Below are 13890 nucleotides of genomic sequence, written 5' to 3' on the forward strand. Positions count from 1 at the left end.
CATCAGCTTTCCGGGCGGGTGGCGGCCAGTGTCGAGGCCGGGGGCGTGGCGCGGGCCGGTTCGCGCGAGGCGGTGTTCGTGCCGTCGTGCCAGCCACCGCCCAGGGCGGTGACCAGGGCCACGCTGGCGGCGAGTTGCCGGCCCTGCAGTTGCACTGCCGTGCGCTGGTTGGACAGCGACAGCGTCTGCGCTGTCACCACGGCCAGGTAGGAGGTGGTGCCGGCGCGGTACTGGCTCAATGTGAGCCGCTCGGCCAGCTGCGCGGCCTGTACGGCCTGGTCCTGCAGGCCGGTTTCGTGGTCCAGCGTGCGCAGCAGCGCGAGGTTGTCCTCGACCTGCTGCAGGCCGCCCAGGACGATCTGCTTGTACTGCGCCACCGAGACGTCGTAGGCGGCCACCGCCTGCGCGCTGCGGGCCTGCCGCAGGCCGCCGTCGAACAGGGTCTGGGCCAGGCTGGCGCCGAGCGACCAGACCCGGCTCGGGGTGTTGAACAGGGTCGCCAGCCGGGTCATGTTGAAGCCGTCGCTGGCCCCCAGCGTCAGCGACGGATAGAACGCTGCCCGGGCGACGCCGATGTTGGCATTGGCCGCGGCCACCCGGCGTTCGGCCCCGGCAATGTCGGGGCGGCGCTCCAGCAGGTCGGACGGCAGGCCCGCCGGTATCGCGGGCAGGCTGGCCCGCAACTGGTCCGCCGTGAGCGCCGCTGGCGGCAGCGTGAAGTCTGCCGGCGCCCGGCCGGTCAGGATCGCGATCGCATGCTCGAGCTGGCTGCGCTGCGCCTGCAGATCGACGCCTTGCGCCTGCGCCGTCTTCAGCTGGGTTTCCGCCAGCGCCACGTCGGAGCGCAGCGCCACGCCGGCGGCGTACTGGCTTTGCGTCAGTTGCAGCGCGCGGGTGTAGGCCGCCGTGGTGGCCGCATAGAGGTCCAGCAGCAGGTCGGTGACGCGCAGCTGCAGGTAGTCCTGCGCCAGCGCCGCCTGGATGCTGAGGCGGGCCGCGGCCAGGTCGTCGGCGCTGGCCTGGGCGCCGGCCTGGCCGGCCTCGACGGCGCGCCGCACGCTGCCCCAGAGGTCGGGCTCCCAGCTGGCGCCGAGCCCCAGGCTGTAGTCATTGCCCAGCACGATGCCGTTGGTATTGGTCAGGCTGCGGTCGGCGCCGGCATTCACGCCCAGCGTGGGCGAGAAGCCGGCGCGCGCCGCATCGGCGAGGGCGCGCGCCTGCCGGTACTGGGCTTCGGCCTGGCGGATGTTCTGGTTGGCCTGGTTGGCCTGCTCGATCAGCGCGTTCAGGGTGCTGTCGCCGTAGGCTTCCCACCAGCGCCGCTGGCTGTCGATGGGCTGCGGCTGGGCCGTCTTCCAGGGGCCGCTTTCCTTGTAGGCCGCCGGTAGCTCCATGGCGGGGCGCACGTAGTCGGGGCCGACGGCGGCGCAGCCGGCCAGCAAAGCGGCGAGAGCCGGGCCGGCCAGCCAGCGGGCGGGCCGCGCCGGGGAGCGCTGAAAGCGGGCATCGGGTGGCGTCATGGTGTCGAGGGTGTTCTGTGGGCCGGGCCGCGCACCGCGAAAAGGGCCGCCGCCCGCGTGACCGGTTCATGGCACTCTAGGCGCCGGGGGCGAACCGCAGGCTGTCATTCACATGACAGTTCTGTCAGTTTCATCGGCTTCGGCGGGCCGCGATGCCGTGCGCTGCGAGACAATGCGATTCATGACTCACACTGCGGCGCCGGCTGGCGAATTCGAACCGGAGTTCATCGCCGGCCTGAAAACCATTTTTGAAGAAAAGATTGCCTTCAACCGGGTGATCGGCCTGAAGATCATCTCGATGCGGCCCGAGCAGGTCACCGGCCGCATCGAGATGCGCCACGAACTGGTGGGGCACTATGCCCACAACCGTGTCCACGGCGGCGTGATCAGCGCGGGGCTGGACGCCATGGGCGGCCTGGCCGTGATGGCGGCCATCGGCGCCCGCCACATGGACGAGCCGCCTGCGCAGCGGCTGCACCGCTTTGCCAAGCTTGGCACCATCGACCTGCGCATCGATTACCTGCGGCCGGGTATCGGCGAGCGGTTCGAACTGCGTGCCGAGGTGCTGCGGCTGGGTTCGCGCGTCGCTTCCACGCGGATGGAGTTCCTCGGGGCGGATGGCCGACTGCTGTCGGTGGGGGCGGGGGCCTACATCGTGTCCTGAGCGGCGGCGCCGCTCAGCCCCAGGCGCAGCGGCTCAATCCTTGAAGAACTCCGACTCGACCTTCCACTTCCCGTCCTTTTGCAGCACCGGCTTCAGGCCGCTGAACGCCACGTAGTCGGACACCACCTTCCAGCGCCCGTCCTGGATCTGCGACAGCCGTGAGAACGCATTGCCCAGGTGCCGGGTCGGGCTGAAGCTCAGTTCGGCCGTGCCGAACATGTCGCGCGTGAAGGTCATGCCGTCCATCGTCTTGACGAAGCTGTCGGTGCTGAGGGCCGGGCCGGTCTTCATGGCCACGCGCAGGAACGCGTCCATGTTGCCATAGCCATAGACCGAGAACACCGAAGGGTCCTCGCTGAACCGGGTCTTGTACTTGTTGGCCCAGAAGCGCACCGGCTGCTCGGCCGCGTCCAGGTAGGGGTGTGCCGCGGTCATGGTGGCGAACAGGCCGTCCATCGGCTTGCCGCCGAGCTTGGGAATCAGGTCGGTGTACACCGCGCTGGAGCCCACGAACAGCGGCGAAAAGCCCGAGCGGCGCGCCTCGCCGATGGTGCCCACCGTCTCGCGGATGATGGTGCCGAGCACCACGAGCTCGCAGCCCGCGGCCTTCATCTTCGCGATCTGCGAGGAGAAGTCGGTGGCGCCGCGCTTGTACGAGGTTTTCTCGGCGAACTCCATGTTGAGGGTCTTCAGGCCGGCTTCGGCGCCGCGCATCACTTCGAGGCCGAAGTCGTCGTCCTGGTAGATCACGCAGGCCTTCTTCAGGTTGCGGTCCTTCATGAGCCGCGGCGCCGCAATGCGCATCTGGTCGTAGTAGGTGGCCGCGTTGGAGTATTTGAGGCGGTGCAGGGGCTCGTACATCTCGCGCGCGGCCGTGACCGGGAAGAAGTTGATCACGTTCTTCTCGAACTGCACCGGCATGGCGGCCATGTTCTGCGCGGTGCCCAGGTGGCCCACCATTGCGAAGATGCCGTCCTGGCTCACCAGCTTCTGCGCCGCCAGCACGGCCTTCTTCGGCTCATAGCCCGAATCCTCGACCAGCAGCCTGATCCGGCGGCCGTTGATGCCGCCCTGCTCGTTGGCTTCCTCCACGCGCAACTGCATGCCGTTGCGGATCTGCTTGCCATAGCCGGCCAGCGGGCCCGACAGGTCCTGGATCGTGCCGATGACGATTTCGTTCTTGCTCACGCCCTGGGTGGCGGTCTGCGCGGTGGCGAACGTGGTGCCCAGGGCCAGCAGCCCCAGGCAGGCGAGTTTGGTCTTCATGTCGCGTGTCTCCTCGTGATGGATGGTGCTGTCGAACGCAGCCCCGGAATCTTCGCGAGGGACTGGTACTTTTGCTTTCACCTGCGCGACTGCCGGGCATGAAAAAAGGCGCCCGGAGGCGCCTTTTTGTCGCGCATGCGACCGCCCTCAGGGCTTCACGTAGTCCGAGATGACCTTCCACTTGCCGTCCTGGATCTGCGACAGGCGCGAGAGATCGTTGCCCAGGCGCTTGGTGGCGGTGTAGTTGCTCTTCGGGCTGCCGAACATGTCAGGCTCGAAGGTCATGCTGTCCATGGCCTTGATGAAGCTGTCGGTCGTGAGGTTCGGGCCAGCCTTCTGCGCCGCCTGGATGAACGAGTCGATGATGATGTAGCCGTAGACCGAGAACACGGTCGGGTCTTCATTGAACTGGGTCTTGTACTTGTTGGCCCAGAAGCGCAGGGGCTGCGAGGCCTCGTCCAGGTAGGGATGCTGCACGGTCATGGTGGCGTACAGGCCGTCCATGGCCTTGCCGCCCAGCTTGTGGATCAGATCCGTGTAGGCGGCGCTGGTGCCGAGGAAGGTGGGGTTGAAGCCGGTCTTGCGCGCCTCGGCGATGGTGCCGATGGTCTCGCGGATGATGGTGCCCAGCACCACCAGGTCGCAGCCCGCGGCCTTCATCTTGGCCACCTGCGAGGAGAAGTCGGTCGCGCCGCGCTTGTAGGTGGTCTTCTCGGCCAGCTCCATGTTCAGGGTCTTGAGCGCGGCCTCCGCCCCCTTCTGGACCTCGGTGCCGAAGTCGTCGTCCTGGTAGATGGTGCAGACTTTCTTGGCGTTCTTTTCCTTGATCATCTTGGGCAGCGTGATGCGCACCTGGTCGTAGTAGGTCGCCGCGAACGAGTACTTGAGCCGGTTCAGCGGTTCGTACATTTCGCGTGCGGCCGTGATCGGGAACAGGTTGACGATGTTCTTGTCGAACTGCACCGGCATCGCGGCCATGTTCTGCGCCGTGCCCAGGTGGCCGGCCATGATGAAGATCTTGTCCTGGTTCACCAGCTTCTGCGCGGCCAGCACGGCCTTCTTGGGATCGTAGCCGTCGTCCTCGGCCAGCAGCTTGAGCTTGCGCCCGTGGATGCTGCCCTGCTCGTTGAGCTCGGCAATGCGCAGCAGCATGCCGTTGCGCGCCTGCTTGCCGTAGCCGGCCAGCGGACCCGACATGTCCTGGATCGTGCCGATCAGGATCTCGTTCTTGCTCACGCCCTGCTGCTGGGCGAGCGCGAACGAAGCGCCGAACGCCAGCACGGCGAAGGCGAGGGTGGCTTTGAGTTTCATGCTGCTGGTCTCCTGTTGAAGGTGGAACTACCGATACATCGCTTCGATCTGCGGCGAGTATTTGGTCTGCACGAGCTTGCGCTTGAGCTTCATGGTGGGCGTCAATTCCTCGTCTTCCGCGGTCAGCTGGGTCTCCAGCAGGAAGAACTTCTTGATCTGCTCCACGCGCGCGAACTTCTTGTTGACGCGGTCGATTTCGGACTGGATCAATTCTTGGACTTCTGGCGTCCTTGTCAAGCTGGCGTAATTACTGAAGGGCACGTCGCTGTCCTGCGCGAATTTCTCGACGTTCTCCTGGTCGATCATGACGATCACCGTGAGGTAGGGCCGCTTGTCGCCGATCACCACCGCGTCGGTGATGTAGGGCGAGAACTTGAGCTCGTTCTCCAGCTCGCTGGGCGTCACGTTCTTGCCGCCGGCCGTGATGATGATGTCCTTCATGCGGTCGGTGATCCTGAGAAAACCGTCCTCGTCCATGCTGCCCACGTCGCCGGTGTGCAGCCAGCCGTCGGCGTCGATGGTTTCGGCGGTTTTCTCGGGCTGGTTCAGGTAGCCCATGAAGACGTTGGTGCCACGCACCAGGATTTCGCCGGTGGCCGGGTCGACCTTCACCTCGTTGTAGCTGGCCGCCGGGCCGATCGAGCCGGGCTTGATGCGCGTGGCCGGCACGCCCGTGGCCGCGCCGCAGGACTCGGTCATGCCCCAGACCTCGAGCATGGGCACGCCCAGGGCCAGGTACCACCGGACCAGTTCGGGCGAGATCGGCGCCGCGCCGGTCACGCAGAAGCGCGCTCGGTGGATGCCGATGAGCTTGCGCACGTTGTTCAGCGCGAGCCAGCGCGCCAGCGTGAACTTGAACTTGAGGAAACCGTCCACCGGCTGCCCGGCCAGCACGCGCTCGGCGATCTGCGTGCCCACGCCGATGCCCCAGGCATAGGTGGCCTGCTGCAGCGGGCTGGCTTCCTTGAGCGCGATCATCACGCCCGAATAGAACTTTTCCCAGACGCGCGGCACGGCTGTGAACACCGTTGGCGCGATCTCGCGCACGTTCTCGGGAATGGTCTCCGGGTTCTCGACGAAGTTCAAGATGGCGCCGGTGTACAGCGCGAAGTATTCGCCGCCCAGCCGCTCGGCGATGTGGCACAGCGGCAGGAAGCACATGCGCTCGTCGCGCGCATCCTGCGCCACCAGCGTGTTGTAGCCGCGCACGGTGTGCACCAGGCCGCGGTGGCTGTGCATGGCGCCCTTGGGCTTGCCGGTGGTGCCCGAGGTGTAGACCAGGATGGCCAGGTCCTCGGGCCGGCAGGCCTGCACCCGCTGCATGAGCTCGTCCGGGTGCCGGGCCAGGTAGTCGCGGCCGCGCGCGCGCAGCTCATCCAGGCTGATGACGCCGGGGTCGTCGAGCTCGCGCAGGCCTTCCATGTCGAACACCACCACCTTGCTCAGCAGCGGCAGCCGGTCGCGCACTTCGAGCGCCTTGTCGAGCTGCTCGTCGTCTTCCACGAACAGGACGGTGGTGCGAGAGTCTTCGCACAGGTAGTGCACTTGCGAGGCCGCGTCGGTGGGGTAGATGCCGTTGGCCACGCCGCCGCAGCTGAGCACGGCGAGATCGGCCAGCACCCATTCGACCACGGTGTTGGACAGGATGGAGGCGCAGTCGCCGCGTGCGAAGCCCAGGCTCATCAGGCCGCCGGCGATCTCGCGCACGGCCTCGGCCGTGCGGCCCCAGGTCCAGCTGCGCCACAGGCCCAGCTCCTTCTGCCGCATCCAGACCTGTGGGCCGCGCGTCTCCACCGCGTTCCAGAACATCGCGGGAACCGTGTCGCCTTCCAGCACCACGCGGGTTTCGGGTTGGATGTGGCTGAGATCCCAGAGGTTGGACATGTCTTGCTTGCTCCTTCAGCGCCAGTTCTTTTTCTTCTTCCAGCGGCGCTCGCCGCGCACGCCTTCTTCCTTCATGCCGAGGTAGAACTCCTTGATGTCCTCCTTCTCGCGCAGCCGGGCGCAGGTGTCTTCCATGACGATGCGGCCGTTCTCCAGCACATAGCCGTAGTCGGAGGCGTTGAGCGCCATGTTGGCGTTCTGCTCCACCAGCAGGATGGTGGTGCCGCGCTCGCGGTTGATGCGCACCACGATCTCGAAGATCTCTTTGGTCAGTTTCGGTGACAGGCCGAGGCTGGGCTCGTCGAGCAGGATCAGGTCGGGCGCGGCCATGATGGCGCGCGAGATCGCCAGCATCTGCTGCTGCCCGCCCGAGAGCAGGCCGGCGTCCTGCGCGGCGCGCTCCTGGAGGATGGGGAAGTAGCCGTACACCGCTTCCATGTCGCGCGCCACGCCGTCGCGGTCGCTGCGGGTGTAGGCGCCCATCAGCAGGTTGTCGCGCACGGAGAGCAGCGGGAACACCTCGCGCCCCTCGGGCACGTGGGAGAGGCCCTGCTGCACGATGTGGGCCGGGTCCTGCGCCGTGATGTCGTCGCCCTTGAACTCGATCGAGCCCTTGCGCGGGTCGATGATGCCGCTGATGGTCTTGAGGATGGTGGTCTTGCCCGCGCCGTTGGAGCCGAGCACGGTGGCGATCTCGCCGCGGCGCACCTGCAGGCTCACGCCGCGGATCGCCTTGATCGGCCCGTAGGCGCTCTCGACGTTGAGCAGCTTGAGCACGGGCTGATCGCTCACGGGCGGCGGCACTTCGCTCATGCGGCCCTCCCGGTGCTCTGGCGGCGCAGCGACGACACGTCGTCGATGGAGCCGAGGTAGGCCTCGATCACGCCCGGGTGAGCCTGCACCTCGCGCGGCGTGCCCAGGGCCAGCACCTCGCCCTGGTTCATGGCCAGCACCCGGTCGCTGACCTTGGACACCAGCGTCATGTCGTGCTCGACCATCAGCACGCTGATGCCGAGCTCATGCTGGATGTCCTGGATCCAGAACGCCATGTCGTCGGTCTCCTCCACGTTCAGGCCGGACGAGGGCTCGTCCAGCAGCAGCAGCTTGGGCTCGGTGCAGAGCGCGCGCGCCAGCTCCACCACCTTGCGCACCCCGTAGGGCAGGCCGGCCACCATCGAGTCCCGGTGGTGCTGCAGGTCGAGAAGCTCGATGACCTTTTCCACCTTCTCGCGCGCCTCGATCTCGGCGGCGCGGGTTCTGGGGGTGAAGAACATCTCGCTCCACAGGCCGGTGCTGCGGTGCGTGTGGCGCCCGATCAGCAGGTTGTGCAGCACGGTGGCGTGCTCGAACAGCTCGATGTTCTGGAAGGTGCGCGCGATGCCCAGCGAGGCGATCCGGTGCGGCGGCTGCTCGGTGAGCCGGCGGCCTTCGTACTCGATCTCGCCCGAGGTCGGCGTGTAGATGCGGCTGATCAGGTTGAACACCGTGGTCTTGCCCGCGCCGTTGGGGCCGATCAGCGTGAACACCTCGCCCTGCTTCACGTCGAAGCTCACGTTGTTGACCGCCAGCACGCCGCCGAAGCGAACGCTGAGGTTGCGGGCCGAGAGGAGGATGTCAGTCATAGGGGGCATCCTGATAGCCGTGCCTTTTCGCAGGCGACCGCGGAACCGGCTTTGCCGGGCCGCTGGTAGCGCCCCCTCGAGGGGGAGGCGCCGAAGGCGCTTCGGGGGTGTTTCATCTAAGCCTGTCGGATTTCTGGAAGGATTTCTGCCGCTTGAACAGGCCCTTGCGGTAGAACGGAAAGAGCTGGAACCAGGTGCGCACCTTGAGCCAGCGGCCGTACAGGCCGAGCGGCTCGAACAGCACGAAGCCGATCAGCACCGCGCCGTAGACCACGGCCTGCAGGCCCGGTGCCTGGCCGATGACGTCGGGCAGGTGGTCCTTGGACAGCGAGATCAGCTGCGGCATCGAGATCAGGAAGATGGCGCCGAGGAAGGCGCCGTGCACCGAGCCCAGGCCGCCGATCACCACCATCAGCAGCAGGTCGATCGACTGCAGGATGTTGAACTGGTCGGGCGAGATGAACTGCAGCTTGTGCGCATAGAGCGCGCCGCCGACACCGGCCAGCGCGGCCGACAGCGCGAACGACAGCGTCTTGTAGCGCGCCAGGTGGATGCCCATGCTCTGGGCCGAGATTTCGGAGTCACGGATGGCGACGAAGGCGCGCCCGGTGGACGAGCGCAGCAGGTTCAGGATGGCCAGCGTCGCCAGCACCGCGATCACCAGGCACAGGAAATAGAACTCCATGCCCGAATCCATCTTCCAGCCGCCGAGCTGCGGCGGCTTGACCTGGATGCCGGCATTGCCGCCCGTGACCGACTCCCAGCGCGCCAGAACCTCTTCCACGATGAAGCCGAACGACAGTGTGGCGATACCGAGGTAGATGCCCTTCACGCGCAGCGCGGGCAGCCCGACGATCACGCCCACCGCGGCCGACAGCAGGCCCGCGCACAGCAGCGCCAGCGGGAACGGCCAGCCCATGTTGGTCAGCACCGCCTGGGTGTAAGCCCCGACGCCGAGGAAGGCCGCATGGCCGATCGAGAACAGGCCGGTGAAGCCGGCCAGCAGCATCAGGCCCAGGCCGACGATCGAGTAGATCAGCACGAAGGTGAGCTGCGCCAGCCAGTATTCGGGAAACAACCAGGGCGCGGCCAGCAGGAGCAGCATCAGCGCGCCGTACCAGAACACATGGCCGCCGTGCTTGGCGAGCTGGATGTCCTGGCCGTAGTCGGTCTTGAAAATAAAACGCATGGGCTCTTATCCAAGGAAAAAGGAACAGGCCGCAGCCATGGCAGTCGGGTGGCCCATGCGAGGGCCACCGCGGAACCGGCTTTGCCGGGCCGCTGGTGGCGCCCCCCTGGGGGGAAGGCGCCGAAGGCGCTTCGGGGGGGTCATACTTTTTTCCTTAGCGTTTCGCCGAACAGGCCGTTGGGCTTGACCATGAGCATGATGAGCACCACGATGTAGGCGGCCGTGTCCTTGAAGCCGTCGGGCAGGTAGAAGCCCGACAGCGATTCGACGATGCCGATGATCAGCCCGCCCACGATGGCGCCCGGCAGGCTGCCAAAGCCGCCCACCACGGCGGCCGGAAAGGCCTTGAGGCCGATGAAGCCCATGTTGGCGTGCACGAAGGTGATGGGCGCCAGCAGCAGGCCGGCGACCGCGGCCACCGCGGCGGCCAGGCCCCAGACCAGGCCGTTCAGGCGCTTGACCGGAATGCCCATGTAGTAGGCCGCGAGCTGGTTCTGCGACGAGGCCTGCATCGCGATGCCGAGCTTGCTGTAGCGGAACATCGCGAACAGCAGCAGGCACAGCACGGCGGTGGTGCCGATCACCGCCATCTGCTCGACGTTGAGCACCAGCGCGCCGACGTTCCAGATCATGTCCTTGTAGGGCACGGGCAGGGTGTGGGTCTCGGTGCCGATGCCGGGGATCATGGTGATGGCGCCGCGCGCCACGTAGCCGATGCCGATGGTCAGCATCACGATCGAGAAGGCCGGCTGGCCGAGGATCGGTCGGATCACTAGCCGCTCGAGCACGATGCCGAACAGCGCCATGGCGGCGATGGCGCTGATCACCGCCAGCCAGAACGGAAAGCCCAGCAGCGTCATCAGCGCCAGCGCGCAGAACGCGCCCAGCATCATCAGCTCGCCCTGCGCGAAGCTCACGGTCTCGGTAGCCTTGTAGATCAGCACGAAGCCCAGTGCGATCAGGCCGTAGATGCAGCCCTGCGAGATGCCGCTGATCACCAGTTGGAGAAATTGCACGGATCAGCGCTCCTGCCGTGCGGCTTCAGCGAAGGCGGTGGCCTCCCGGGGGAGCTGCGGACTGCGGCGCGCATCGGCGATCATGGTCTCTCCTGAATCGTGTGGCACGGTTATATCTGTGCATGCGTGAACTGTCGTCAGGGTTGTTCCGAATACGGGGTCACTTCGGGATCAGGGGTAATCCCTGCATGGCAACGAGTGTTCATGTTGAAAAGCTGGAGCAGGTGACGGTGGTCACGCTTAAGCGGCCCGAGGTGCGCAACGCGGTGGACGCCGACACCGCGCGTGCGCTGTACGACGCCTTCGTGGCATTCGATGCCGATGCCGGTGCGCGCGTGGCGGTGTTCCACGGTGCGCACGGCCATTTCTGCGCCGGCTGGGATCTGCAGTTCGGGGCCCGGGTGCAGCAGGCGTTGGCACCGGCGTCGGCGTCAGCCGGCCCGGCCGCCGTGCTGCCGGCGCTGGACTTCACGCCGCAGGACGCGGCGGGACCCGGCCCGGCACCGCTGGGGCCGATGGGCCCGTCGCGCCTGCTGTTGTCCAAGCCCGTGATCGCGGCCGTCAGCGGCGCGGCCGTGGCCGGCGGCATGGAGCTTGCGCTGTGGTGCGACCTGCGCGTGATGGAGGAGGACGCCTACTTCGGCGTCTACTGCCGCCGCTTCGGCGTGCCGCTGATCGACGGCGGCACGGTGCGCCTGCCGCGCCTGATCGGCCAGGGCCGCGCGCTGGACCTGATCCTCACCGGCCGCAAGGTCGAGGCCGCCGAGGCCCTGCAGATGGGGCTGTGCAACCGCGTGGTGCCCCGCGGCGAGGCGCGCGCGGCGACCATCGCGCTGGCGCAGGCGCTGTGCCGGTTTCCCCAGGCCACGATGCTGGCCGACCGCGCCAGCGCCTATGCGCAATGGGACCTGCCGCTGCCGCAGGCCCTGCACCAGGAGTGGGAGCGCGGCAAGCACTGCATTGCCGACGGCCTGGAGGGCGCGGCGCGGTTTGCGGCCGGCGCCGGCCGCCACGGCAAGTTTTAAGAAGGAAAAGGCCCGGAGGTCCAGGTGAGGTGGACGTTGGGTGCTATCAAATCGGTAGCAATCAGTCTTTCGGCACGGGCCGCGGCTGGCCCTGGTCGTCGATCGCCACATAGGTCAGGCTGGCCTCGGTGACCTTGATGTACTGGCCCTGCGAACGGAAGCGCTCGGCATAGACCTCGACCTTGACCGTCATCGAGGTGCGCCCGATGCGCGTGAGCGACGAGTAGAACGACAGGATGTCGCCCACCCTCACCGGCTGCTTGAAGATGAACTCGTTGACGGCCACCGTGGCCATGCGGCCCTTGGCGTGCCGCGCGGGGATCACCGAGCCGGCCAGGTCGACCTGGGCCATGACCCAGCCGCCGAAGATGTCGCCGTTGGCGTTGCAGTCGGCGGGCATGGGGATGACCTTGAGAACCAGTTCCTGGTCGGTGGGCAGTTCAACCCGGGGGGCGCTTGAATCGGCGGACATGGGCACAATCTGAGATCAATAACACCGGATTGTCCCCCATGCGCCGCAGTGGCGAACTTGCCTCCCCCTCCCTGACCCCCGCCCCGGCGGCCGCACCCCCCGCCGCGAGCGCCGACTGGGCCACCCTGCGCCGGCTCTTTCCCTACCTCTGGCAGTACAAATGGCGCGTGCTCGCGGCGCTGGCCTTCATGGTGGGCGCCAAGCTGGCCAACGTGGGCGTGCCGGTGCTGTTGAAGAACCTGGTCGACGCGCTGGCCCTCAAGCCCGGCGACACCCGCGCCGTGCTGGTGGTGCCGGTGGCGCTGCTGCTGGGCTACGGGCTGCTGCGGCTGTCGACCTCGCTGTTCACCGAGCTGCGCGAGCTGGTGTTCGCCAAGGCCACGCAGGGCGCAGCGCGCAGCATCGCGCTGCAGACCTTCGAGCACCTGCATGCCCTGAGCCTGCGCTTTCACCTGGAGCGCCAGACCGGCGGCATGACGCGCGACATCGAGCGCGGCGTGCGCGGCATCGAGTCGCTGATCTCGTATTCGCTCTACAGCATCGTGCCCACGCTGATCGAGGTGGCGCTGGTGCTCTCGATCCTGGCGGTGAAGTTCGATGTCTGGTTCGCCTGGATCACGCTGGCGGCGCTGGCGGTCTACATCGTGTTCACCGTCAGCGTCACCGAATGGCGCACCCAGTTCCGCAAGCAGGCCAACGAGTTTGACTCGGCGGCGCACACCAAGGCGATCGACTCGCTGCTGAACTACGAGACCGTCAAGTACTTCAACAACGAGGGCTTCGAGGCCCGGCGCTACGACGAAAGCCTGGAGAAGCTGCGCCGCGCGCGCCTGAAGGCGCAGACCACGCTGAGCCTGCTCAACACTGGCCAGCAGCTCATCATCGCGGTCGGGCTGGTGGCCATGCTGTGGCGCGCCACGCAGGGCGTGGTGGACGGGCACATGACGCTGGGCGACCTGGTGATGGTCAACGCCTTCATGATCCAGCTCTACATCCCGCTGAACTTTCTGGGCGTGATCTACCGCGAGATCAAGCAGAGCCTGACCGACCTCGACAAGATGTTCACGCTGATGGAAAAGGAGCGCGAGATCGCCGACGCGCCCGGCGCCGCGGCGCTCACCGGCCTGCACCAGCCCACGGTGCGCTTCGAGGACGTGAGCTTCGCCTACGAGCCCGAGCGGCCCATCCTGCACCACATCAGCTTCGAGATCCCCGCGGGCAGGACGGTGGCCGTGGTCGGGCCCTCGGGCTCGGGCAAGTCCACGCTGGCGCGCCTGCTGTACCGCTTCTACGACGTGGGCTCGCCCGGCGGCCCCGCCGGGGCGGGCGGCCGCATCACCCTGGCCGGCCAGGACATCCGCACGGTCACCCAGGCCAGCGTGCGCCAGGCCATCGGCATCGTGCCGCAGGACACCGTGCTGTTCAACGACACGGTGGAATACAACATCGCCTACGGCCGCCCCGGCGCCAGCCGGGCCGACGTCGAGGCGGCGGCCCGGGCCGCCCACATCCATGGCTTCATCAGCGCCACGCCCCGGGGCTACGACACCATGGTGGGCGAGCGCGGGCTCAAGCTCTCGGGCGGCGAGAAGCAGCGCGTGGCGATCGCGCGCACCCTGCTCAAGGATCCGCCGATCCTGATCTTCGACGAAGCCACCTCGGCGCTGGACTCGGCCAACGAGCGCGCGATCCAGGCCGAGCTGCAAAGCGCCGCGCAGAACAAGACCACGCTGGTGATCGCGCACCGCCTGTCCACCGTGGTGGACGCGCACGAGATCCTGGTGATGGAGGCCGGCCGCATCATCGAGCGCGGCACCCATGCCGAACTGCTGGCGCAGCAGGGCCGCTACGCCAGAATGTGGGCGCTGCAGCAAAGTTCGGAGTGATTTGGGCCAGAGGTCCGCATGGGGTGGTCATTGAT

12 protein-coding genes are annotated in these 13890 nt (G+C 67.2%); 3 read left to right on the forward strand and 9 right to left on the reverse strand.

Going from position 1 to position 13890, the window contains the following annotated elements; genetic code table 11:
* Positions 1–2: 2 nt before the first annotated feature.
* On the reverse strand, positions 3–1520 hold the full coding sequence (locus MMF98_RS01750; RefSeq protein ID WP_243303723.1) for an efflux transporter outer membrane subunit: 1518 nt from the start codon (positions 1518–1520) through the stop codon (positions 3–5).
* 181 nt (positions 1521–1701) lie between these two features.
* On the opposite strand from MMF98_RS01750, the gene MMF98_RS01755 reads away from it, so the two are divergent.
* Entirely contained in the window at positions 1702–2184 is a 483-nt protein-coding gene (locus MMF98_RS01755; RefSeq protein WP_243303726.1) for a thioesterase family protein, read from the forward strand.
* A 33-nt stretch (positions 2185–2217) separates the two neighbouring features.
* Here MMF98_RS01755 and MMF98_RS01760 read toward each other — a convergent pair whose 3' ends face one another.
* From MMF98_RS01760 to MMF98_RS01790, 7 genes are all read right to left on the reverse strand, one after another.
* Positions 2218–3450, reverse strand: coding sequence for an ABC transporter substrate-binding protein (locus MMF98_RS01760; RefSeq protein WP_243303728.1), 1233 nt, complete (start codon positions 3448–3450; stop codon positions 2218–2220).
* 147 nt (positions 3451–3597) lie between these two features.
* Complete coding sequence (locus MMF98_RS01765; protein WP_243303730.1) at positions 3598–4761, reverse strand: ABC transporter substrate-binding protein; 1164 nt, start codon at positions 4759–4761, stop codon at positions 3598–3600.
* A gap of 27 nt (positions 4762–4788) precedes the next feature.
* Entirely contained in the window at positions 4789–6645 is a 1857-nt protein-coding gene (locus MMF98_RS01770; RefSeq protein WP_243303733.1) for an AMP-dependent synthetase/ligase, read from the reverse strand.
* A gap of 15 nt (positions 6646–6660) precedes the next feature.
* A complete protein-coding gene (locus tag MMF98_RS01775; protein ID WP_243303734.1) occupies positions 6661–7458 on the reverse strand; it encodes an ABC transporter ATP-binding protein in 798 nt (265 codons plus the stop codon).
* The gene (locus MMF98_RS01780) at positions 7455–8267 is read right to left on the reverse strand and encodes an ABC transporter ATP-binding protein (protein WP_243303736.1); all 813 of its coding nucleotides are present in this window, start codon (positions 8265–8267) and stop codon (positions 7455–7457) included. The genes MMF98_RS01775 and MMF98_RS01780 overlap by 4 nt, the downstream gene beginning before the upstream one ends.
* 112 nt (positions 8268–8379) lie before the next feature.
* Entirely contained in the window at positions 8380–9456 is a 1077-nt protein-coding gene (locus MMF98_RS01785) for a branched-chain amino acid ABC transporter permease (RefSeq protein WP_243303738.1), read from the reverse strand.
* A 140-nt stretch (positions 9457–9596) separates the two neighbouring features.
* A complete protein-coding gene (locus MMF98_RS01790) occupies positions 9597–10472 on the reverse strand; it encodes a branched-chain amino acid ABC transporter permease (RefSeq protein WP_243303739.1) in 876 nt (291 codons plus the stop codon).
* 188 nt (positions 10473–10660) lie between these two features.
* On the opposite strand from MMF98_RS01790, the gene MMF98_RS01795 reads away from it, so the two are divergent.
* On the forward strand, positions 10661–11497 hold the full coding sequence (locus MMF98_RS01795; protein WP_243303741.1) for a crotonase/enoyl-CoA hydratase family protein: 837 nt from the start codon (positions 10661–10663) through the stop codon (positions 11495–11497).
* Positions 11498–11558: 61 nt separating this feature from the next.
* On the opposite strand, the gene MMF98_RS01800 is transcribed toward MMF98_RS01795, so the two are convergent.
* On the reverse strand, positions 11559–11969 hold the full coding sequence (locus tag MMF98_RS01800) for an acyl-CoA thioesterase (protein WP_243303742.1): 411 nt from the start codon (positions 11967–11969) through the stop codon (positions 11559–11561).
* 38 nt (positions 11970–12007) lie between these two features.
* Between MMF98_RS01800 and MMF98_RS01805 the strand changes: the two genes are divergently transcribed.
* Positions 12008–13855, forward strand: a complete 1848-nt coding sequence (locus MMF98_RS01805; protein ID WP_243303744.1) for an ABCB family ABC transporter ATP-binding protein/permease — start codon at positions 12008–12010, stop codon at positions 13853–13855.
* Positions 13856–13890 lie beyond the last annotated feature (35 nt).

This window comes from Variovorax terrae (assembly GCF_022809125.1).
In the GTDB taxonomy this organism is placed as follows: Bacteria; Pseudomonadota; Gammaproteobacteria; order Burkholderiales; family Burkholderiaceae_C; genus Variovorax_A; species Variovorax_A terrae.